At 71.3% G+C, this 21,525-nt stretch carries 18 protein-coding genes and 1 tRNA gene; 6 read left to right on the plus strand and 13 right to left on the minus strand.

The window, feature by feature from the left end; all coding sequences use genetic code 11:
• Entirely contained in the window at positions 1–945 is a 945-nt protein-coding gene (locus AB5J54_RS15420; protein ID WP_369144494.1) for an ArsR/SmtB family transcription factor, read from the plus strand.
• Positions 946–1,219: 274 nt separating this feature from the next.
• Here the strand turns inward: AB5J54_RS15420 and AB5J54_RS15425 are convergent, their stop codons facing one another.
• From AB5J54_RS15425 to AB5J54_RS15445, 5 genes are all read right to left on the minus strand, one after another.
• A complete protein-coding gene (locus tag AB5J54_RS15425; protein WP_041129456.1) occupies positions 1,220–1,861 on the minus strand; it encodes an IclR family transcriptional regulator in 642 nt (213 codons plus the stop codon).
• A 407-nt stretch (positions 1,862–2,268) separates the two neighbouring features.
• Positions 2,269–4,065 (minus strand): DEAD/DEAH box helicase, encoded by a 1,797-nt coding sequence (locus AB5J54_RS15430; RefSeq protein WP_369149338.1) that lies wholly within the window; start codon positions 4,063–4,065, stop codon positions 2,269–2,271.
• Between the two features lie 115 nt (positions 4,066–4,180).
• Entirely contained in the window at positions 4,181–4,573 is a 393-nt protein-coding gene (locus AB5J54_RS15435; protein WP_369144495.1) for a type II toxin-antitoxin system death-on-curing family toxin, read from the minus strand.
• Positions 4,570–4,770, minus strand: coding sequence for a ribbon-helix-helix protein, CopG family (locus tag AB5J54_RS15440; RefSeq protein ID WP_030221768.1), 201 nt, complete (start codon positions 4,768–4,770; stop codon positions 4,570–4,572). The genes AB5J54_RS15435 and AB5J54_RS15440 overlap by 4 nt, the downstream gene beginning before the upstream one ends.
• Before the next feature lie 46 nt (positions 4,771–4,816).
• Positions 4,817–6,292 (minus strand): MFS transporter, encoded by a 1,476-nt coding sequence (locus tag AB5J54_RS15445; RefSeq protein WP_369144496.1) that lies wholly within the window; start codon positions 6,290–6,292, stop codon positions 4,817–4,819.
• 180 nt (positions 6,293–6,472) lie between these two features.
• Between AB5J54_RS15445 and AB5J54_RS15450 the strand changes: the two genes are divergently transcribed.
• Both AB5J54_RS15450 and AB5J54_RS15455 read left to right on the plus strand, forming a co-directional pair.
• Positions 6,473–6,547, plus strand: a tRNA-Cys gene (locus AB5J54_RS15450).
• A gap of 57 nt (positions 6,548–6,604) precedes the next feature.
• Entirely contained in the window at positions 6,605–6,991 is a 387-nt protein-coding gene (locus tag AB5J54_RS15455; RefSeq protein WP_369144497.1) for a hypothetical protein, read from the plus strand.
• Here AB5J54_RS15455 and AB5J54_RS15460 read toward each other — a convergent pair.
• Genes AB5J54_RS15460 through AB5J54_RS15470 form a run of 3 tightly spaced genes read right to left on the minus strand, consistent with a single transcriptional unit; the run spans position 6,927 to position 10,564 of the window.
• Positions 6,927–7,733: a hypothetical protein gene (locus AB5J54_RS15460; RefSeq protein ID WP_369144498.1), complete on the minus strand. Its 807-nt coding sequence runs from the start codon at positions 7,731–7,733 to the stop codon at positions 6,927–6,929. The genes AB5J54_RS15455 and AB5J54_RS15460 overlap by 65 nt on opposite strands.
• Before the next feature lie 50 nt (positions 7,734–7,783).
• The gene (locus tag AB5J54_RS15465) at positions 7,784–10,123 is read right to left on the minus strand and encodes a hypothetical protein (RefSeq protein WP_369144499.1); all 2,340 of its coding nucleotides are present in this window, start codon (positions 10,121–10,123) and stop codon (positions 7,784–7,786) included.
• A 15-nt stretch (positions 10,124–10,138) separates the two neighbouring features.
• Positions 10,139–10,564 carry a hypothetical protein gene (locus AB5J54_RS15470; RefSeq protein ID WP_369144500.1) on the minus strand — a complete coding sequence of 142 codons (426 nt, stop codon included), beginning with the start codon at positions 10,562–10,564 and terminating at the stop codon, positions 10,139–10,141.
• 315 nt (positions 10,565–10,879) lie between these two features.
• Here AB5J54_RS15470 and AB5J54_RS15475 point away from each other — a divergent pair, with 315 nt between their 5' ends.
• The 3 genes from AB5J54_RS15475 to AB5J54_RS15485 are packed head-to-tail and all read left to right on the plus strand — an operon-like array spanning position 10,880 to position 16,110.
• Positions 10,880–11,776 carry a serine/threonine protein kinase gene (locus tag AB5J54_RS15475; RefSeq protein WP_369144501.1) on the plus strand — a complete coding sequence of 299 codons (897 nt, stop codon included), beginning with the start codon at positions 10,880–10,882 and terminating at the stop codon, positions 11,774–11,776.
• 4 nt (positions 11,777–11,780) lie between these two features.
• Entirely contained in the window at positions 11,781–13,952 is a 2,172-nt protein-coding gene (locus AB5J54_RS15480; protein ID WP_369144502.1) for a protein kinase, read from the plus strand.
• A 49-nt stretch (positions 13,953–14,001) separates the two neighbouring features.
• Positions 14,002–16,110 (plus strand): protein kinase, encoded by a 2,109-nt coding sequence (locus AB5J54_RS15485; protein WP_369144503.1) that lies wholly within the window; start codon positions 14,002–14,004, stop codon positions 16,108–16,110.
• A gap of 12 nt (positions 16,111–16,122) precedes the next feature.
• Here the strand turns inward: AB5J54_RS15485 and AB5J54_RS15490 are convergent, their stop codons facing one another.
• Genes AB5J54_RS15490 through mycP form a run of 5 tightly spaced genes read right to left on the minus strand, consistent with a single transcriptional unit; the run spans position 16,123 to position 21,471 of the window.
• Positions 16,123–16,773, minus strand: coding sequence for a hypothetical protein (locus AB5J54_RS15490; RefSeq protein WP_369144504.1), 651 nt, complete (start codon positions 16,771–16,773; stop codon positions 16,123–16,125).
• Positions 16,774–16,785: 12 nt separating this feature from the next.
• Positions 16,786–17,451: a hypothetical protein gene (locus AB5J54_RS15495; protein ID WP_369144505.1), complete on the minus strand. Its 666-nt coding sequence runs from the start codon at positions 17,449–17,451 to the stop codon at positions 16,786–16,788.
• A 5-nt stretch (positions 17,452–17,456) separates the two neighbouring features.
• Positions 17,457–19,775 carry a DUF6571 family protein gene (locus tag AB5J54_RS15500; RefSeq protein ID WP_369144506.1) on the minus strand — a complete coding sequence of 773 codons (2,319 nt, stop codon included), beginning with the start codon at positions 19,773–19,775 and terminating at the stop codon, positions 17,457–17,459.
• Positions 19,776–19,827: 52 nt separating this feature from the next.
• Entirely contained in the window at positions 19,828–20,250 is a 423-nt protein-coding gene (locus AB5J54_RS15505; protein WP_369144507.1) for a hypothetical protein, read from the minus strand.
• Positions 20,251–20,298: 48 nt separating this feature from the next.
• Positions 20,299–21,471: a type VII secretion-associated serine protease mycosin gene (gene mycP / locus AB5J54_RS15510; RefSeq protein WP_369149339.1), complete on the minus strand. Its 1,173-nt coding sequence runs from the start codon at positions 21,469–21,471 to the stop codon at positions 20,299–20,301.
• Positions 21,472–21,525: the final 54 nt, after the last annotated feature.

A 21,525-nucleotide genomic window follows, 5' to 3' on the forward strand; every position in this document is an offset into this window, starting at 1 on the left:
TTGCTGCGTATCCACTTCACGACGGAGGACTTCACCCGGGTGCGGTTCGCTCCCCGGCCGGCGCCCGTGCCCGAGCTGCACGCCGCGCTGATGATGCTGGGCGCCCCGCACGAGGAGCTGCTCTTCGGGCGGTGGCGGGGCAGGCTGCTGCGCGCCCTGCCGGGCGCGGCCGAGCCGCTCGCGGACCTGGTGCCGGGCGGGGTGGCGCCGTACTTCCTCGACGTCCTCGGCGAGACGCGGGAGGAGGGCCTCACGCTGATCCGGTCGGCACGGCCGGAGTTCGTACGGTCGGAGCTGGAGCGGGTGTACGCGGGGCAGGGCGCCGTGCCGCCGTGGATCCGGGGCCTGCACGCGGGGAGCCCGGAGGCGTGGCGGGTCCTGGAACGGGCGCAGCGGGCCGCGTACGAGACGGTCCTGGCGCCGGTGTGGCCGCTGGTCCAGGACCTGCACCGGGCGGAGTTCACCCGGCACGCGCTGGTGGTGGCGGAGCGGGGCCTGGGGGCGGCGCTCGAAGTCCTGTCGCCGGGGCTGCGGGAGGGCGTCTGGGAGTGGCCGGGAGCTCCTCGTGACGTCCACGTGGCCGGACGGGGCCTGGTCCTCCTCCCGACCTTCCACTGGCGGGGCGGGGCGCTGGTCCAGGACGTCCCGGACGCGCCGGTGGTCCTGACGTACCCGGCGGGCGGGGGGCTGCCGCCGGCGGCGCCGGGCACGCCGACCGGCGAGGACGCGTTGGCGGGGGTCCTGGGCCGGACCCGTGCCGAGCTCCTCAGATCCCTCACGGAGCCCCGCACGACGACGGAACTGGCCCGCTGCCTGGGCGTCAGCAACGCGACGGCCTCGGCCCACGCGCAGGCCCTCCGCGCGGCGGGCCTCCTGACGACGACCCGCACGGGCAGATCGGTCCACCACGCCCCGACGGCCCTGGGCGACCTGCTGACGCCGTAGCGCGGGGCCCGCCGTTGTGGGCATGCGTTCCGCCGGGGCGGAACGGGTGGGCACAACGGAACGGCGCCCTTGCCGGCGCCAGAGGCTCCCGCGCCTGAACCCGCACCCGCAGGTACGGCGCCGTCGCGGTGCGGGCCAGGGCGCGGAACGCGGAGGCGCCGCGAAAGGGCGCCATCCCGTGTGCCCACCCGTCCCGCCCTGCGGGACGATTGCCCACACGGCGGGGGGCGCCGTCCAGCAGGGCGCGGGCCGTCTTCGAAGGTTGCCGCGCGCTCTAGCGCAGCGCGTCCGCGACCTCCCTCGCCGCGTCCACCACCCGCGGCCCCACCCGCTCCGGCACCGCGTCCGCGAGCATGACGACGCCCACGCTGCCCTCGACGCCCGTGACGCCGACCAGCGGCGCGGCCGCGCCGCTGGCGCCGGCCTCCAGTTCGCCGTGGGTGAGGGTGAAGCCGGGTTCGGTCAGGCCGCCCTGCCGGGCGGCGAGGATCGCGCGGCCGGCAGCGCCCCGGTCGAGCGGGTGCCGGAAGCCGGCCCGGTAGGCGACGTGGTAGTCGGTCCAGGTCGGTTCGACGACCGCGACGGCGAGCGCCTCCGCCCCGTCGACGAGCGTCAGGTGGGCCGTCGCCCCTATGTCCTCCGCGAGCGAGCGCAGCGCGGGCAGCGCGGCCTCCCGCACCAGCGGGTGGACCTGCCGGCCGAGCCGGAGCACGCCGAGGCCGACGCGGGCCCGCCCGCCGAGGTCACGGCGGACGAGGGCGTGCTGCTCCAGCGTGGCGAGGAGCCGGTAGACCACGGTCCGGTTGACGCCGAGTTTGTTGGACAACTCGGTGACCGTCAGACCGTGGTCGGTGTCGGCGAGCAGTTTGAGGACTCTGAGTCCCCGGTCGAGCGTCTGGGAGGTCTCCGCGGTCACGACGCCCTCTCCTTCGAGGTGAGTGGCGGCGGATCTCTCACGGAGTTGCGGCGCCGGTCCCGCGGCGACGCACGTCAGAGGCCGCCGGCAGGAAGGGGTACACCGGCTGCGCTCCGCGGCGGCGCTGCCACGGGGCGAATGCTTGTGAGCCGGGACAGTAGCGGCGCGCTCCGCTCAGCGGAAGACCTCGTCCAGAATCCGGGCGCAGGCGGGCGGATCAAGACGGTTCGGGACCTTCGTCGGTCGGACGTGGGACTTTGGCGGACAAGATCGGCTATGTCGTGCACGTAGCGTGGAGGTGTCCGGAGGCCGACCGTGGGGGCCGGTCTCCCGGCCCGCTCCCGCCCCGGCGGGACGCCCGAGGCCCGTACGCACCCCCCGGCGTACGGGCCTCGAAACGTCTGCGGTCAGCGCATCCGGGTGGCCCACTCCTGGACCTTCTTGATCCGTTCCCGGATCTGTCCCGCCGTCGCCTCGGCGCTCGGCGGTCCGCCGCACACCCGGCGCAGCTCGGTGTGGATGACGCCGTGCGGCTTGCCGCTCTGGTGAACGTACGCACCGACCATCGTGTTGAGCTGTTTCCTCAGCTCAAGGAGCTCCTTGTGGGAAACGACGGGCCGTCGCTCCGCCGGAAGCTCCAGGAGGTCGGCCTCGGTGTCGGGCTTCTTGCGGCTGTGCGCGATCTGCCGGGCCTGGCGCTTCTGGAGGAGCAGCTGGACCTGGTCGGGTTCGAGGAGGCCGGGGATGCCGAGGTAGTCCTGCTCCTCCTCGCTGCCGGGGTGGGCCTGCATGCCGAACTCGGCGCTGTTGTAGAGGACGCGGTCGAAGACGGCGTCGGACTCCAGCGCCTCGAAGGGCAGCATGTCCTGCTCGCCGGTGTCCTCGTCCTGCTGGCGCTCGGCCTCGGCCATCTCCTTCTCGGACTCGGCGTACGGGTCCTCGTCCTCGCCGGCCTTCTTCGGCCGGTCGAGGACGTGGTCGCGCTCGACCTCCATCTCGTTGGCGAAACCGAGGAGGCTGGGGATCGTCGGAAGGAACACGGACGCGGTCTCGCCGCGCCTGCGTGATCGCACGAAGCGGCCGACGGCCTGGGCGAAGAAGAGCGGGGTGGAGATGGTCGTCGCGTACACGCCGACGGACAGGCGGGGGACGTCGACGCCCTCGGACACCATGCGGACGGCGACCATCCAGCGGTCGGTGTTCTCGCTGAACTCGTCGATGCGACTGGAGGCGCCGGTGTCGTCGGAGAGGACGACGGTGGCTTTGGTGCCGGTGATCTCGCGGATCAGCTTGGCGTACGAGCGGGCCGAGTCCTGGTCGGAGGCGATGACGAGGCCGCCGGCGTCCGGGATGGACTTCCGGACCTCGGTGAGCCGCTGGTCGGCGGCCCGGAGCACGTTCGGCATCCAGTCGCCCTTGGCGTCCAGGGCGGTGCGCCAGGCCTGCGAGATCGCGTCCTTGGTCATGGGCTCGCCGAGGCGGGCGGCGATCTCGTCGCCGGCCTTGGTGCGCCAGCGCATGTTGCCGCTGTAGGAGAGGAAGATGACCGGGCGGACGACGCCGTCGCCGAGGGCGTTGCCGTAGCCGTAGGTGTAGTCGGCGGAGGACCGCCGGATCCCGTCGTTCCCTTCCTCGTACGTGACGAAGGGGATGGGGTTGGTGTCGGACCGGAAGGGCGTACCGGTCAGGGCGAGGCGCCGGGTGGCGGGCTCGAAGGCCTCCAGGCAGGCCTCGCCCCAGGACTTGGAGTCTCCGGCGTGGTGGATCTCGTCGAGGATGACGAGGGTCTTGCGCTGTTCGGAACGGTTGCGGTGGAGCATGGGCCGTACGCCGACGCCGGCGTACGTGATGGCGATGCCGTCGTACTCCTTGCTCAGCGGTCCCGCGCTGTAGTCGGGGTCCAGCTTGATCCCTATCCGCGCCGCCGCGGCCGCCCACTGCTTCTTGAGGTGCTCGGTGGGGGCGACCACGGTGATCTGCTGCACGACGTGGTGGTGCAGCAGCCATGAGGCGAGGGTCAGGGCGAAGGTGGTCTTGCCGGCGCCGGGCGTGGCGACCGCGAGGAAGTCACGGGGCTGCTCCTGGATGTACTTCTCCATCGCGCCCTGCTGCCAGGCTCGCAGCTTGTTGGCGGTACCCCAGGGGGCCCGTCCTGGGAAGGCGGGAGAAAGGTGATGGGAGGAGGTGGCGGTAGTAGTCACGATCTCCGGGTTCGACGCTCGTCACGAAATGACAGTCCAGATATGACAACCGGGCCACCTTACCGGCGGCCCGGCCGGAACGTCGTACGCGACGGGGTGGGTGCGGGGCGGTTGTGACTCAGCTCGCTTGGTCGTCGATCAGCACGCGCAACCCCTGCGCGATCACCTTCACCTCGTCGGCCTCACCGGTCGCGACGGCGATGACCAGGCGTTCCGCCGCGTCGATGTCGGGGCGCAGCTGGACCCCGTTCATGGCGAGGAACGTGACGCAGGACAGCCAGGCCGTCCGCTTGTTGCCATCGAGGAAGGGGTGATTGATCGCGAGCGACTGGAGCAGCGCGGCGGCCTTGTCGAGGAGGTCGGGGTACGCCTCCTCGCCGAACATGGCGGCGGACGGCCGGTGGACCGCCGATTCGAGCAGTCCCGCGTCGCGTACGACGACGGTCTGGTCGTCCACCGCGTGCTCGGCGACGACCAGGACGTCCTCGGCGGAGAGGTACACGCAGCTCACTTGAGCCGCTCCATCAGCTCGTGCCACTTGGCCGCCTGCTCCATGGCGGTCTTCCGCACGATCGCCTGCTGGGCCGTGCGGGCGAGGTAGTCGTCGACCGCCTGGAGCAGTATCGCGTGCATGCTGGTGCCCTCCTGCTCGGCGCGCAGCTTGAGAGCCTCGGTCTGGTCGTCGCGAAGTCGCAGGTTCATGGCCATACCAGAACGGTACCACCGAGTGGGGCCAGAATGGTACTGCCCGGTTTCAGGCCCCGGCCCGCACCGGCCTCGCGTGCAACCGCGTCGCCACCCAGCCGCCCACCGCCGCCACCCCCGCCATCGGCAGGAAGACCGCCGCGAAGGCGGCCGGGTGGGAGCCGGTGGTGGTGCCGGCGTCCATCGCGTGGCCCACCGCGCCGCCGCCGAGGGCGGCGAAGGCCGCGCCGCCGGCCGCGAGCAGCAGGACGTTGGAGAGGCCGTCGGAGATCTGGAGCGCGGCCGAGTTCGCGCCGACCTCCTCGGGGGCGGAGAGCTTCATCAGGAGCACGCTCGTCGAGGCGATCACGGCGCCCATGCCGAGGCAGCCGAAGGCCCAGGCCACCGCGACGACCCACACGGGCACGGACGCGATCAGCACGCTGGGCGCGGTGGCGATCGCGAGGGCGACCAGGAGCATGCCGAGGACGACGAGCCGCTCGCGGTACGGCTCCGTCCACGGCCGGGACTGGATCCAGGAGCCGAGGGCCCAGGTGAGGCCGCCGACGGCGAGGGAGAGGCCCGCCAGGGTGGGGCTGAGGCCGCGCTGGGAGACCAGCATCAGGGGGACGAAGGACTCGGCGGCGATGAAGGACCCGGCGGCGATGCCGCGGAGCAGGATGACGGACGGCAGCCCGCGGGCGGCCCGGTAGGTACCGCGCGGCAGCAGACCGCGGACGGCCGGCACGAGGAGGGCGACGCCGGCGGCCGCGGGCAGGAGGGAGAGCCAGCGCAGCTCCTGCCCGGCGTACTGGAGGAGCGCGGCGCCCGCCGAGATGGACAGGGCCAGCAGGATCCGGCGCCGGTCCCACGGGGCGAGGGGCGCGGCCGGGTCGGCCGGGCCGGAGGCGGTGCGGCGGATCGCGGGGAGGGCGAGGGCCAGCGGGAAGACGACGAGGGCGGGGATGCCGACGAAGACCCAGCGCCAGCCGAGGTGCTCGGTGACGGTTCCGGCGGCGAGGGGTCCGACGACGGAGGGGACGACCCAGGCGGCGGCGAAGGCGGCCATGATCGCGGGCCTGAGGTGTTCGGAGTAGGCGCGGCTGACGATCACGTACAGGGCGACGATGACGAGGCCGCCGCCGAGGCCCTGGACGGCGCGGCCGAGGATGAACTGCCACATGGCGCCGGCGGTCCCGGAGAGGAGCAGTCCGGCGGCGAAGGCGCTGATGCCGCTGGTGAGCGGTGCGAGCGGGCCGCTGCGGTCGGACCACTGGCCGGCGAGGACCATGCCGAAGAGGCTGGTGGTGAAGTACGCGGAGAAGGCGAAGGCGTAGAGGGGGATGCCGTCGAGCTCGCGGGCGGCGACGGGCATGGCGGTGCCGACGGCGGTGGCCTCGAAGGCGATGAGCAGGACGACGGAGACGATGCCGATGCTGAGCGCCCGGTGCTCCTGGTCGAGGACGGAGCCCTTGGTGTCGTCGGGGGCGGCGGGGAGTTCGGGGGTGGGGGCGACGTCGGCGTCGCGGGGTTCGAGGGCGCTCATTCCCTCAGAGTAAGAGGTGATTGCCGGGTTGGCTCCTGTCGGGAGTCCCGGTCGCCCTCGGCCGATGGACGTACGACCGCGAACGGAATGTTGCGGCCGTGTGGCAGTCGCATGGCATGCCCCCGGAAACCCTTGAGCCCCTCCCGGCCCCCGCCCTACGGTCGTACTCGTGCACAACACGACCGTGTGCCCGAGTGGTTGAGGGGCTCGCCTGCAAAGCGAGTTACGCGGGTTCAATTCCCGCCACGGTCTCCAAGCGATCTTCCTTACAGGATCTTCACAGCACGCCGTACGGTGTGCGACAGTCCGCCCATGAACGCTCAAGGGGGACGCAGACTCGGTGTCATCATCGGCGTGGGCCTCGCCTGCGCCCTGCTGCCCGGCATCACCACGCGCGGCACGGAGACCCTCGACACGGTCCTCTCCGTCCTGATGGCGGCCGTCGTCATGACGGTCCTCACCCAGGTGATCTTCATCGGCCCGTCGGGCCGCGTCCCGCTCCCGGCCCTCCTGGTCTTCGGCCTCGCGGGCTTCGTCCAGGACGCCCTGATCTGGTGGCTGCTCTCCTGGCTGGGCCCGAAGATGTCCTACCTGCACGTCGAGGGCCTCGCGACGATCCTCCTCGCGGCCCTGATCACCCGCGCGACGATCCTGCTCCTGTCCCAGCTGTCCCCGGCCGCGGAGACGGCGGAGGACTGACGGCCGAGGACTGACGGCCGAGGACTGACGGCCGAGACTGCCGGGGCGGGCCCTCACGGAAGGGCACCGGCCGCGGCCGGTACTGCTCTCCGCGCCACTTCCTCTCCTCGAAGACGGGCTTCTCGGGAAGCCCCGCGTCGTCCTCGCAGCCCAGCTTCTTCACGACCGCCAGGGTGACGGAGTGGAGCACGGTGAGGTAGGCCTCGCGGGTGGCGGGGGTGTTGGCCGGGTAGGCGCCCTTGATCGGCTTGTCGAACTCGAGCAGGCCCTCGACGAGGGCCGGCTCCTTGTCCGACCCCTTCAGCTGCGGGCCGGAGCACTCCACAAAGACGCGTGCGGTCTTGTTGTCCGTGCTCGTCTCCCGGCCCATCCCGTAGAGGTGCCGCCCCTGGGCCGTCCACTTGGTGCCGTCGTCGTACAGGTCGGCGTCTTGGTACAGCTGGAAGTGGACGTCGATACGGAACCTGTCGCCGGCGGCAGGCGCGACCTTGCACATCGGAGGAACCCCCGGTGCGCGGCCCACGACCGCCTGATCGTCGATCAAGGCCTTCGCCGTCCGCTCCAGCCCGGTGCCGCCCCACTGGAACTCCTTCGTGCCCAGCACGGTCTCCAGGGCCCCGACCGCCGCGGACGAAAGCGACCCGTCGCACTTCTGCGCGACCTGCCGCCCCTCCTCGCCGCTGCCTCCGCAAGCGGTGAGAAGCAGCCCGAAGGCCAGCACGGTCGACACGGACGCGGACACTCTTCTCATCGTGTTCCTCGGGTTCCTGGTGAAGTCGGTGCGACGGCTGGTCAACCGGTCTCCGGGGCGTTGCCGGTCTGCCTGGCGTGGGCGTTGCCGTTCATGTAGCCGTTGCTCACGGACTCGATCATGTCCTGCCGGAAGTCGCTGCTCACCTGGGAGCGGTGCTCGGACAGGAACCGCTCCATCGGGGACTCGGCGCTGTACCGGCCGGCCGTGTACATGGCCGCGTTGTCCTCATGGATCTGGTCCTCGGTCTTGTCCTTGTGGTCCTCGACCGACTTGTCCGACCAGTCCCCGATGACCTGCCCGGCCAGCTGCTCCATGGCGCCCGAACCGGTGTCCACCGCGAGCGGTACGAGGATGGCGGCCGCGCCGACAGCGGCGGTCGCGGGCAGGAAGGCGACACCGGCCGCGATGCCCACCGTGGCGCCGAACTCCACCCAGCCGGCCTTGGCCGCGGCGGCCTTCTCGTACTCCTCGTGCTTCTTCATGCCCTCGGCCTCGACCTGGTCCCCACGGGACTGGTCGAGCAGGCCCTGAAGAGTGGCACCCGTGAACGCGGCGCCCCGCGCACGGCCCTCGTCGATGTGGCCGTCCGGGCCGACCTGCGCCTCCAGGACACTTGTGGTGTAGAGACGCTCGGCCGTGGAGACCGAGGCGTAGGCGTCCGGGTGCTGGCCGAGGGTGCTCAGGAACTTGACCGTGTTCTCCCGCCCGAACTCGGGGTGTGCCGACGATTCCTTCGTCGGATGGAAGACGCTGTCCGGAGTGTTCTTGTCCAGAGCCCAGTTGAGGTCGTCGATATAGCCGGCACCCATGTTGCCGAGGCTGTCGGCCATCGTGGGCTGCCACTTCTTGAGCAGTTCGGCGTCGTCGCCGTACTTCTCGACGACATCCTTCATGATTCCGGCCGTGGTCTCGTCGCGCCTCAGTTCCGGCGTCGGGTCGTCCCAGGCATGGCCGAGCGTCGCCGATTCCAGGGCGTGGCCGAGGGCGTCCGGCATGTACCCCATGGTCTTGGTGAGGTCGTCCGGGTTGTGCCCCTCGATGTCGGGGAAGAACTCGTACTTCTCGTTGGCGAAGAAGTCGAGGTAATTCCCGATCTTCTGGCCGTCCTTGTCCTTGCCGAGGTTCAGCTCGCCGCCGACACTGCCGTCCTCCTTGTACGAGGTCAGCGGGTCCTTCGAGAAGAAGTCCTTCGAGGCCTCCGGGCTGTGCCCCAGCGCCTCCAGCATCGAGATCATCGGGTCGAAGCCGGAGCCGTTGACGCCCGACGGGTTGTACTGGTTCCGCAGCCCGCCGCCGAGCATCGGCTTGCTGTCGGCGAAGAGGTACGGGTCCTTCGCGTGCAACTGGGTGACGTGTTCGGCGATCGGGACGAGGAACTTCTTGTCGTAGTCGCCGTAGCGCATGATGCCGCCGAGCAACTGGTAGCCGTACGCCGGGTTGTTGTCGTACTTGATCAGCGGGATGCGTTCCGTGCCGAGCCGGCGCATGTCCGCGGACCACTTCTCGGTCCACGCGTCGCCGCCCTGCGTCGCGGTCGCCAGGTTGAAGCCCAGGTTCTTCTGGAGCTCCTGGACGTCGGCGAGGCGCTGCTTGTCGACCTTCGTGTAGTCGTACGTGTCGGTGGACAGCTGCCCGAAGAACTCCAGGGCCCCCTTCGGGCCCATGCCGTCGTAGAAGGCCCGGGAGAACTCCTTGGAGCCGCTGTTGTCCTTGAGCAGCTCGTTGAGGCGCATCAGCTCCTCGTGCGAGATGTCCCGGCCCTTCTTGGCCAGGTCGACGGCGCGCTGCGCCTCCTCGGCGTCGAGGCTGGTGTACTTCGGGCCGCTGAAGTCGTGCTTGTCCGCGGTGTTGTCGGCCCGCAGCGCGTTGGAACACGCCACGTCGGCCTCGGTGCAGACCTCCAGGATCGCCTTGATGCGCTCCTCCATCGCCTGGATGTCGGCGCGCTCCTTGCGGACCAGGTCCTGGAAGTCGGGGTCGTGGCGGGCGCCGGGGTCCTTGATCTGGGAGAGCGGCTCCTTGGCGGCGACGGTGCCGTCCGCGCTGACGTAGAAGCCCTTCGCGGGGGCCTCGGTCTCGGCGATCTTCTTGAGGTCGTCCTGTGCCTTCTTGAAGGCCTGGTGGCCGTCCGCGAGGACCTTGGCGATGCCGTCCGCCGCCTTCGCCGCGTCACCGAACTCCTTCGCCGTCTTGTCCACGAAGGGCTTGGTGACCTCGGCGTTCACCCCGCGCCAGTAGTCGTCCCTGGCCTTCGCGGCCATCGTCGACCGCGCGTCCTGGGCAAGGACGTCGAGCTTGCCCTTCAGGGCCGCCCACTCGTCGGCGGCCGTCTTCATCCTGTCGAGCGGCGCCTGCATCACGTTCTGGTAGGTCAACACGACAAGCCCCCCGGCCTACTTGAAGTACTGGTCGATCTGGGAGGCCGTGAGGGCCGCCGTGATGTCCTGCTCTTCCTTCGCGTGCGAGGCCGCGCTGTAGTCGAGGTGGTTGGAGATGTTCGCGCAGGCGTCGAGCAGCGTCTTCAGCTGCTCGTCCCAGGTCTCCTGCACGGCCGCCATGGCCGAGCCGGTGAGGAAGTCGTGGCTCTTCAGCTGGGTGGCCGCCTCGGTCGTGCTCGTACGGGCGTGGTTGCCGTCCTTGGCGAGCCGGCCGTGCAGGGCGTACGCCGCGCTGCCGATGGCGCCGAGCTTGTCCTGGTCGACGCTCAGGTCGGCGCTGCCGCCGCCACCGCCGGGCTCGGGGGCGACCTGGTTGAGCCTCATGCTCACGTTGGTCGTCGACGTGGCCCGTACGGACGCCCACTCCGTTTCGAACGACATGCTCTCCCCCGATGTCCAGCGTGATCATTCCGGCTTCGCCTCAGCAAGTTCCACGGCCGGGGAAGCATCGCGATCGTAGCCCTCGGGCGCCCGTTCGAGCACTCCCCGCCGGGAAAATGCAGCCTGTTCGAAACGGTCATGGTGTACGGGCGCGGGCTTCACCTTCGCAACTCGGACAGCCCGGACGTTCTCACCCCCGACCGGCCGCCGGGGCCCGCTCCCGCCCACGCCCCGTCACTCCCGCCCGCTCCGGCCTCGATAGGCTCGTCCCGCCCCCGTCGTCACGGGGCGCCGGAACGACGGGGGGACGTACACGTGGAGCAGTCGCGCACGCGGGAGGAATCCGCGCGCGGGATCGGCCCGTACCGGCTGATCACCCGTCTCGACCCGCCGGGCCCGGCGGTTCCCTGCCGCCGGTTCGTCGCCCGTACGCAGGACGGCGAGCGCACGGTCCTGCTCAGCGTCCCGCTGCCCGGCGCCGACCCGGCCCGCTTCGCCACGGAGGCCGACGCGGCCCGCCGCCTCCTGGGCCCGTGGATCGCCCCGGTGACGGACCTGGCCGGCCCCGTCGAAACCCCCTGGTACGCGACCCCGTACGTCCCCGCCCTCCCCCTCCCCGTCGCCCTGGCCGTCCACGGCGGCCCGCTGCCCGAGACGACCGTACGGGCCGTGGGCGCCGCCCTCGCCGAGGCACTCGCCGCCGCGCACGGGCAGGGCCTCACCCACGCCGGGGTCTCCCCCGCCGCGGTCCTGCTCACCGCCGACGGCCCCCGGCTGACCTGCTTCGGCGCGGTACGGGCCGCCTCGGCCGACGGAGAGGCCCGCACCGGCCTGCCCGGCCTCGACCCGGGCGCGCTCGCCCCCGAGCAGGCGTCGGGCGGACGGCCGCGCCCGCCGGGCGACGTCTTCGCGCTCGGCGCGGTCCTCGCGTACGCCGCCACGGGCCACACCGTGCCCGAACGCGACGAACTCCCGCCCGCCCTGCGGCCGGTCGTCTCCTCCTGCCTGGCCCGCGACCCCGCGGACCGCCCGGACGCCGCCGCGCTGATGGCGGCCCTGGCGCCGCCGACCCCGCACCGAACGGTCCTGAACTCGGCCGGCGCGCTGCTCACCCCCGGCTGGCTGCCGGGGCGGGTGGTGGCGGCGCTGGCCCGCCAGTCCTCCGAACTCCTCGCGGCCGAACTCCCCACCGACACCACCTCCCGAACCTGACCTCATGCTGTCGCCCCTCACGCACGACGACCCGGCCACCGTCGCCACGTACCGCCTCCTCGCCCGCCTCGGCTCCGGCGGCATGGGCACCGTGTACCTGGCGCGGACGCCCGGCGGCCGCACGGTCGCCCTGAAGACGGTGCACGCCCGTCTGGCCACGGACCCGGCCTTCCGCTCCCGCTTCCGCCTGGAGACGGACGCGGCGCGGATCATCGGCGCGCGGCACGGCGCGGCGGTCGTCGACGCGGACCCGCTGGCCGAGACGCCGTGGCTGGCCACCGAGTACGTCCTCGGCCCGCCGCTCGACGACGCCGTCGCGCTCGGCGGCCCGCTCCCGGAACCGACGGTCCGCGCCCTCGGCGCCGCACTCGCCGGGGCCCTCGCGCAGCTGCACTCCTCGGACGTGGTGCACCGCGACCTGAAGCCCTCGAACGTCCTGGTGACCGCGTACGGACCGAAGATCATCGACTTCGGCATCGCCCGCGCGGCCGGCGACGACCACCTCACCCGCACGGGAGCGGCGGCCGGCACGCCGGCCTTCATGTCCCCGGAGCAGGCGAGCGGCGAGGAACACACCGCGGCGGGCGACGTGTTCGCCCTGGCCGGCGTCCTCGTCTTCGCGGCCACGGGCCACGGCCCCTTCGGCACGGGCTCCCCGGCGGACCTCCTCTACCGCGTCCGCTACGCGGAACCCGACCTGACGGGCGTACCGGATCCCCTCCTCCCCCTCCTTCGGTCCTGCTTCGCCAAGGACCCGTCGTCCCGCCCCACCACAGGCGTCCTGACGGACCACCTCCACGACGGCCACGGCGAGTTCGCGGACCACCTGCCCCCACTCCTCCTGACCGACATCGCCCGCCGCGCGACGGACGTCTGGCTCCACGCCCCCCACCGCCTCCCGGCACCGGCGACCGCCGCCGCGGCCGAAACCGTCCCGACCACACCGCTCTCCCGCCGCCGCCTCCTCTCGACGGGCGGCGGCGCACTGCTGGGCGTGGCGGCGGCGGGGGGTGGGGTGTGGGCGTGGCTGGGGTCGCGGGACAGCGGCGGAAGCAGCCCGTCCGCTGCCGGCCCCACCGCGATCCCTGCGACGACGGCGTCGGACGGGGCGCCGTCGGCGTTGTGGCGGGGGGAGTCGCTGGACCGCGAGGAGAACACCACACCTCTCCTCGCCGGGGATGTCGTGGGAGTCCCGCAAACGGGCTCCTACCGCGCCTTCGACACGCGCAACGGCAAGCACCTCTGGGACGACATCATCGTGTTCGAGCCCCACCAGATGACCACCGACGGCAGGTTGTTCTACGCCTCCGACGGCCCCACCGTGGGCGCCGGCGTCCTGCAGATCCGGACACTCGCACCCCGCACCGACAAGGACGTCGCACGGACCATCGAGATCAAGGGTTTCGACGGCTCGGCCTTCGGCACGCGACTCCTCACCGCCGCCGGCGGACGCCTCTTCGCCGCCGCGCGTGTCGGCCGGCACACGGACCCCATCGAGGACCGGGAGCGCGGCTGGCATCTGCTCGCCATCGACCTGCGTACGGGTCGGGAGATCTGGCGCCAGGCGTACGCGTGGGGCAACGTACGGCCCTGGCTGTCCCGGATCGCCGGCGACCGGCTGGTGCTCGGCAAGAACAGCGACGACCTCGAGTCCTTCGACATCCAGGCGAGGGATCTCCGCACCGGTCGCCGGTTGTGGCAGCGGAGCGTCCCGCTCAAGGAGTCCATGTTCTTCAAGCCGGGCCAGCTCATCACCGACGACCGGCACCTCTACCTCGGCGGGGACCGCCTCCGGGCGCTGCGCCTCAGCGACGGAGGTGTCGCCTGGGAGTACGGCAGCGGCTCCGCCTACGGAATCCCCGCCGTCTCGGACGGTCTCGTCCACGCGAACGAGGACGGCCGCGGGCTCGTGGCCGTCACCGCCGACAAGGGCGCCAAGCGCTGGGAGGAGGAAGCGTCCGGCCGTAGCCTGACCCCGGACCTCCGCGTGGTCCCGCTGGTGGGGACGAAGTACGTGTACGCGCCCGTCCGGGGTGGTCTGAGCGCGGTCGACCGCATGACCCACCGCTCGGCCTGGGTCTTCCCGGCGGAAGCCAGCCGGTACGTCGTGGACGCCTCCCGCACCCGGATCATCGGGGCCGGTGCGTCGTCCGTCGTGGCCTTCCCCTTCGCCTGAGCGACACCCGACCGCCAGACCGATCCCCCACGAACCGGAAAGCAGCCCCGTGACGACCACACAGCCCCTCGCCACCGGCGACCCGCTCCGGCTCGGCCCGTACCGGCTCCTCGGCGTCCTCGGCGAGGGCGGCATGGGCAAGGTGTACGTGGGCCGGGACGGCTCAGGAGCGCCCGCCGCCGTCAAGGTCCTGCGTCCCGAACTCGCCCACGACCAGCACCTCGCGCAGCGCTTCGTCCGCGAGGCCGACATGGCGCGGGCCGTCACCAGCAAGGGCGTGGCGCGGGTCCTCGCCGCACAGACGGAGGGCGGGCGGCCGTGGATCGCGGCCGAGTTCCTGGCCGGCCCGACGCTCGACGAGGCCGTCCGCACGTACGGCCCGATGGACGTGGCGACGGTCCGCGCCCTCGCCGCCCAGCTCGCCCGCACCCTGCACGACATCCACGCGGCCGGTCTGGTGCACCGCGACCTCAAGCCCGCGAACATCGTGCTCACCTCGACCGGCCCCCGGATCATCGACTTCGGCATCGCGCGCCCCGAGCACGGCCTCACGCTCACGACGACCGGACAGATCCCGGTCACCCCGGGGTACGGGGCCCCGGAGCAGGTCCTCGGACAGCGGGTCGGCCCGGCCTCGGACGTGTTCTCGCTCGGCGCGGTCCTCGCGTACGCGGCGAGCGGCCGGCGCGCCTTCGACGGCGCGCACGTGGCGGCGGTCCAGTACGAGGTCGTGCACGGCACCCCGGACCTGACCCGGGTACCGCCGGAGCTCCAGACGCTGATCGGCCCGTGCCTCGCGAAGGACCCGGCGTTCCGCCCGGCGCCCCCGCAGGTGGCGGAGGCCTTCGCCCCGCCGAAGGGCGCCGACCGCGCGTGGCGCAAGGGTCCGCTGGCGGAGGACATCAAGCGGCGGGAAGCAGCCACGAAGCGCCTGGCGGCGCCCGAGGACACCGCCGTACCCACGACCGCACCGTCACGGCGCCGCTTCCTCACCATGACGGCGGTCGGCGTGGCCGTGCTCGGCGCGGGCGGCGGGGCGGGGGCCTGGTGGTTGAACCGTGAGACGTCCCCGACCGCCGACGTGCCACCGGCTGTGGCGACCCCCGAGGCCGCCTTCATCTCCCTCATCGACAGTGAACCGGGCAAAGCCCCCAAGCCCCTGTGGGGCCCTCTCGACCTCACCCTTCCGAGCGGACATCTCCCGCTGCCCGTACGGGATGTGCTGATCGTGCAGGCGAAGACGGGCGGCCTGCTGGCCTTGTCCGTCAAGGACGGCAAGGAACGGTGGCGGGCCGAAAGCGTCGACGCGGACGCCGGTTACGTCTCCGTCGCCGACCGGCTGGTCATCGGTGTCGACAAGACGGGCGCCCTCAACGCGTTCGTCGCGTCCACCGGTACGCCGGTCTGGCAGGCCGGCAACGACGCAGACGACGTCCTCGCCGCCGATGACACCCATGTCTACCTGGTGACGAAGGACAACCAGCTGCGTGCCGTGAATGCCTGGACACTCAAGACGTCGTGGGCCCGCCCGATGCTCTCCCCCCGCTCCCCGAACGGCCCCGCGAAGGCGGCCACGGGCAGGAACCGGCTCGTGATCCAAGGCCGGGACGGGCAGGTCGACGTCGTCGACACCACGACGGGCGAGACGGCGTGGAAGATCAGGGGCCAGGGCACCCGCGGTCAGGTCCCCGCGATCGGCGGCGACACCGTCTATCTCGCCGGCCCCAAGCTGATCGCCAGAAACCTCGACGCGGGCGACTTCCTGTGGATGGACGAGGCCAGGACCTTCGGTGACCGGCAGCTGGGCTGGGCCAGTCCGGCCGCCGACGGCGCATCCGTCTTCGCCGTCGACGGTTACCGGGGCTGCCGCTACAGCACCCTCGCCGACAGCGACAGCCCGAGCACGGAATGGACGGAGATCCTGGGCGAACTGGGCGCCAGGACCGGCACCCTCACCGCCCCCGCGGTGGAGGGCGGGACGGTCTGGCTGCCCGAACCCGACGACAGTGCCGTCCGGGTGGTGAAGAAGACCACCCACGAGAAGCTCTTCACCACGACCGTGCAGCGCGAGGGTCCCTACCAGCTCGTCAGCGACGCCCACCGTGTCTTCGTCGCACGCGGCGGAATGATCGCGGCCATGCCGGTGTACGGCGAGTAAGGGCCCTCGTCCCTACGGCCGCGCCTTCGTCGGCACGCCGTCGACCAGCCGGGTCTCCGTGCATCCCAGCTCGTCGGCGACGTGCCGAGCCGCCGCATTGGCCAGAACGATCTGCTCGTCCCTGACGCCGGCGTGATCGGCCTCGTTCTCGTCCGCCCGCTCCAGCTCCGCATCGAGGACGATCTCGTGCGCCGGTGCCGGCATCCGGCAGGTGAAGTAGATCGAGGCGAAGAGGTCGGAGGAGGTCGCAAGGCGGCCGGTGGCGTACGTCGTCACGAGGTCCTTCGAGGCATCCCCACCCGGAACGGCCAGCGCCTCGCGCACGGTGAGGGTCAGGACGTTCTTCCCGTCCTCCGCCGCCTCCAGCGTGCAGAACGGGATGCCCGCCATGCGCTTCTTGCCGCTCTGCGGCGTCCGCGCGGCCTTCCGCAGCTCGCTGACGACCCTGTCCGGCTCGGACCGGTTGCTCGTCAGCCGGACGCCCTCGCCGGCGACGGCCTGGAGGGCCGAGGCCACACGAGGCTCCTCGGCGAACCCACCGCAGACCTCCGAGGCCGACTGGCCCTTGGCTGCGGCATCGTCGGTTCCCTGCGTACAGCCGGTCGCCGCCATCACGAGCGCGGCGACCGGAAGCACGATCCTGTGGACTGTGGTGGTGCGCATGGAACGACTCTCTCAGGAGGTCGTCGCGGCGGGCGCAGGCACCCCGGTCGCCAGCCCGTCCTCCCCCTGGCAGCCCAGCTTCGCCGAGACGTCACGCGCCGCCGCGTTGGCCAGGGTGATCAGGCGGGTGCGCTGCTCCATGTCCGTGTCCGGGACGCCCGCCGGGCCCCAGACGGTCATCTCGACGGTGATCTCGTGAGCGGGCGCCTTGAGACGGCAGGTGAAGTAGACGTGGCCGACGCCGGAGGAGGTGAAGGCCTCGAGCCCCGAGGTGTACGAGGTCACCTTGTCGGCGAGCTCCGGACCCAGGTACGGGCCCTTCCCCACCGCGTTCACCTCGATCTTGAGGTTCCGCGCCGCCTCCGCCGCGGACTGGAGGCCGCAGTACTTCACCGGCTGCGGCCGGTACGAGTCGCTCCACGGCGCGGCGGCATCCTCCCGCAGCCGGTCCAACGCCTTCTCCGGCTTCGACAGGTCGTCCTCGAAGCGCTCGCCGCCCAGAACGGCCTTGAGCGCCGCCGAGGTCTCCGGGGCCTTGGCGAAGCCCCCGCACGCCTCGGCCGCCGTCAGGCCGCCTTCGGGTGCCTTCGTGGCTTCCCCGCCATCGCCGCCGCCGCATCCGGTGAGGAGGGCGGCCATGGCGACGGCCGCCCCGATCCCGGTCAGTACAGACCGCATGTGCGTCACTTCTTCTCGTACGGGTCGGGCAGCGAGTTGTCGCGGGCGTGCATGCGCGAGTCCCGGACGTACTTGACCAGCTCCTCGTCGAGGTAGTTCCGGTCCTTCTCGCTCCAGCCGGGCGCGTTGGCGTAGGCGATGCCGGGGCGGAGGGCGTTCTCCTTGCCCATGGCCAACGCCTCGTCCGACAGGTCGTCCGACTTCTTCTTCAGCAGCTCGTCCTTCTCGTACTTCTCCGCCATGTCGTCGGCTTCCATGCCGATGACGGTCGTCACCGCGCCGCCCACCGTCTCGGCGGCCAGCGGTACCAGTACGCCACCGGCGCCGCCCGTCAGGACCGCGATGCCGCCCGCCGCCGCCGCGCCGACGCCGAACTTGACCCATTCGGTCGTCCTGCCGACGGCCTTCTTGTGCTCCTCGGAGTCGTGCTCGTAGTCCTTGTCGATCTGCGCCATCCGGGACTCGTCCAGGATGCCCTGCGCCTCCGACCCGACGCGCAGTGTGGTCCGCGCGTCGGTGAGGTCCCGGTCGTCGAAGGTGGAGCCGGGCTTGGGGCCGACCTGGTCGAGGACGCTCGTCGTGTACAGCGACTCGGCCGCGGAGAGCGTGGAGTGGCCGGTCTCGCTCTGCGACACGATGCCCATGAAGTTGACGGCGTCGCCGCGGTTCCAGAGCAGCCCGGTGTCGAACTCGGAGCCGAACCGCGACCCGCCCTTGCCGTCGTTGAAGCCGAAGGGCGAGTTCCGCTTCTCCTCCATCGTCGTGTCGCTGTCCGTCTCCAGGGAGCGGTTCAGCTCGTCGATGTACGCGGCGCCCATCTTGCCGAGACTGTCGTCGATGCCCGGCTGCTCGTGCATGTACTTGGGGTCGCTGCCGTACCGCTCGACGACCTTCTGCATGATCTCAGCGTTCTCCTTGGTCCGTACGTCCTTGAGGCCCTCGGCCTCGGCGTCGTACGGGTGGCCGGTGGTCGCGGACTCCAGGGCGTGGCCGAGCGCGTTGTAGCCGGGCTCCTTGGTGCGGTCACCCTTGTCGTTGAGCTCCTCGGGCCACTCGCGGTCCTTGGTGAAGTAGTCGAACGGGTCGAGCTTCTTGTCGTCCTTGGTGTTCTCGGGCGTGAGGTCGATGTCGCCGTTGAAGAAGTCCGTGGACGCCTTCGGGTTGTGTCCGAGGCCTTCCATGAAGCCGACCATGGGGTCGTTGCCGAGGTCGCCGCCCATCCAGTTCAGGTGGCTCGGCATGCCGTTCAGCTGGCGCCAGGCGCGGTCGGCGGGCAGCGCCCCGTCGTGGGTCATCTTCCGCTCGGTGATGACGAGGCCGTTGCCGTAGTCCTTGAGGAACTTGTCGTCGTAGTCGCCGACGCGCATCAGGTTGGACATGACCTGGAAGCCGTACGGGCTGGTGCCGCGCGTGTGGATCGGCTCGCTGCCGGCCTTGATGACGTCGGCCTTCCACTGCTCCATCTCGGGGCTGGTGGAATGGGTCGCGGTGGCGAGCGTCAGACTCCAGTTCGTCTGGAGTTCCTTGAGCTTGTCGCGGTGGTCGACGCCGAGCCGCGAGCCGTCGCTCGGGTCGCCCATGTCGGCCCAGTACTCCATGCTGCCCTTCGGCCCGACCTCCAGGGCGAACTTCTCGGCGAAGTACGGGTCCTTCTGGTTGGCCTTGAAGAGGGCGTTGAGCTTGTCGATCTCCTCGGGGGTGGCGTCGTCGCCCTTCTTGTACAGCTCGTAGGCGGCGTGCGCGTCCTCGGCGTCCTGCGCCTTCGAGGCGGCCTTGAGGGAGTCGTAGCTCGTGCCGGAGAAGTTCATCTTGTCGCCGCCGACGAGTCCGCGCAGGGCGCGGGAGGCGACGTCGTCGGCGTTGTTCGCCTTGTCGATCGCGGCCTTGATCGCCGAACGCATCGCCTCGAAGTCGGCCTGCTCGGGCTTGGGGCCGTCGTAGTCCTTCGCGCGGCGGTCGGGGTGGATCAGATAGCTGACGACACCGTCCGGATCGATGCGGATGCCCTTGCCCGGGGCCTCCGCCACGAGCTTCTCCAGCTCGGACTTGGCGGCCTGGAACTCGCTCTCCGCGTCCCGCAGGATGTTGCGGATGCTGCTCGCCTCGGTGAGGGCGTCGCCGAACTCCTTGGCGGTCTTGCGGACGAACGCCTGCGTCACGCCGGCGTTCTCGCCCTTCCAGTCGGCCTTGTCGGCCTTGCCCTGGAGGCCGGTCTCCGCCTTCTCCTTGGTCTTCTCCAGCTTGGACACCGTCTCCGACCAGCCGGTGACAGCCTCTTTGAGGCCGCCGAGGTGGGCGTGGAGGACCTGGTCGAACTTCAGCATCTGTTTCCCTCGTCAGCCGTGCGCGATCGTCGTGGCCGTCACCGGCTCAGGCTCATTTGAAGTGCTTGTCGATCTCGGACATGGAGAAGTTCGTGACCAGCGTCTCCTCGTGGTTGGCGTGGCTGATCACGGTGTCCTCGAGGTGGTTGTGGATGTGCGCGCAGGCGCTGAGGAGCGCCTCGGCCTGGCCGCGCCAGGTGTCCCACATCGTCCACATCGCCGAACCGGTCAGGAACCCGTCGCCGTCGAGACCCTTGGCCGCGGCGTCGGTCTGGGCGCCGGCGTGGAAGGCGTCCCGCTCGAACCAGTGGAAGAGCTCCTGGGCCTCGTTGCCGATGGCCTTGAGGTCGGCGGAGGTCACCTTGTAGTCGCTGGCACCGCCGCCACCGCCGCCGCCGGGGTCCATGGGCACGCTGTTGAGCCTCATCGCCGCGGTCTCGCTGCGGACTTGGCTCCACTCCTCGTCGAACGACATCTACTTCCCCATGAGTGAGTTACGGACGGCCGACGGCAGGGGGCTTGCTCAGCCCCGCCGCGACCGGAGTACGGGTACGGCGACGGCTGCCCCGATCACCACGACGGCCCCGATCCCGAGACCGATCCAGAGGCCGGTGTTGCCGCCGTCGCCCTTGGAGGCCTGGGGGGCGGGGGCCGGGGCGGGGACGGACTGCGACGGGGCGGGATCCGTCGAACCGGAGGCGGACGGGGTCGCCGTCGCGGTCTGGGCGAGGTCGTCGATGGGCCGGACGTCGGCGGGACCGGGGTCGCCGGGCGTCTTCAGGGTGCGGAGAGGGCGGATGGCGCCGAAGCCGATGTAGTCGCTGCGCTTCTCGCCTCCCTTGGGCTTCGCGGCCGTGTCGAGCATGACCTTCAGCACCTGGTTGTTGGTCCAGTCGGGGTGCTTCGACCAGAGGAGCGCGGCAGCGGCGGAGGCCAGGGCGGTGGCGTCACTGGTACCGGTCGACTTGCACATGCCCGTCCCGCCGCCGCAGGCGTGCACCATGTCCTTGCCCGGTGCCACCAGGTCGACCTGGGAGCCGTACTGGGACGTCGAGACGTGCTTCGCCTTGTCGTCGACGGCGCCGACACCGACGACACCCGGGGTCGCCGCCGGATACTCGACCTGGTTGCCCTTGTCGGCGGTGTTCCCCGTCGACGCGAAGATCAACGACCCCTTGTCCAGCGCGTACTTCACCGCGTCGGTGAGTGCCTGCGAGCCCGCTCCCGCTCCGAGCGAGACGTTGATGACCTTGGCACCTGAGTCGGCCGCGTACTTGATCGCCGGCGGCACGACGCGATTGAACTCCTCGTCGCTGTCCGCCATGCTGCCTCCCCCTGCGTCGAGACCGGAGACACGGATCGGAAGGATCTTGGCGCCCGGCGCCAGGCCGAAGGCTCCGGTGCCTCCGTCCCGGTCTCCGGTTCCGGCGATCAGGCCCGCCATACCGGTTCCGTGTCCGGTGTAGTCGGTGAACTGGTCACCGGACTCATCGGCCGCGAGGTCCTTGCCTTCCAGCACCTGACCGCGCAGGTCGGGGTTGGCCTTGTCCACGCCGGAGTCGATCACCGCGACGGTGACGCCCTTGCCGGTACTGAGCTGCCAGATCTCGTCCGCGCCCATGGCGTCCAAGTGCCATTGCTGGGCACGGAAGTTCTCCGCGTGGGCGGGCACGGAAGCGATGCCCACCAGCAGCATCCCCAAGGCGGCCGAGGCGGTGACTCGGGCACGGCTCCGACGAATACTGCTGGT

The sequence above is a fragment of the Streptomyces sp. R44 genome, from assembly GCF_041053105.1.
GTDB lineage: Bacteria > Actinomycetota > Actinomycetes > Streptomycetales > Streptomycetaceae > Streptomyces.

Coding starts and splice junctions, on each gene's coding strand:
- AB5J54_RS15440 (WP_030221768.1), bottom strand. CDS start 4,770: ATGGCCATGAACCTGCGACTTCGCGACGACCAGACCGAGGCTCTCAAG.
- AB5J54_RS15445 (WP_369144496.1), bottom strand. CDS start 6,292: ATGAGCGCCCTCGAACCCCGCGACGCCGACGTCGCCCCCACCCCCGAA.
- AB5J54_RS15455 (WP_369144497.1), top strand. CDS start 6,605: ATGAACGCTCAAGGGGGACGCAGACTCGGTGTCATCATCGGCGTGGGC.
- AB5J54_RS15470 (WP_369144500.1), bottom strand. CDS start 10,564: ATGTCGTTCGAAACGGAGTGGGCGTCCGTACGGGCCACGTCGACGACC.
- AB5J54_RS15480 (WP_369144502.1), top strand. CDS start 11,781: ATGCTGTCGCCCCTCACGCACGACGACCCGGCCACCGTCGCCACGTAC.
- AB5J54_RS15490 (WP_369144504.1), bottom strand. CDS start 16,773: ATGCGCACCACCACAGTCCACAGGATCGTGCTTCCGGTCGCCGCGCTC.
- AB5J54_RS15495 (WP_369144505.1), bottom strand. CDS start 17,451: ATGCGGTCTGTACTGACCGGGATCGGGGCGGCCGTCGCCATGGCCGCC.
- AB5J54_RS15500 (WP_369144506.1), bottom strand. CDS start 19,775: ATGCTGAAGTTCGACCAGGTCCTCCACGCCCACCTCGGCGGCCTCAAA.
- AB5J54_RS15505 (WP_369144507.1), bottom strand. CDS start 20,250: ATGTCGTTCGACGAGGAGTGGAGCCAAGTCCGCAGCGAGACCGCGGCG.
- mycP (WP_369149339.1), bottom strand. CDS start 21,471: ATGCTGCTGGTGGGCATCGCTTCCGTGCCCGCCCACGCGGAGAACTTC.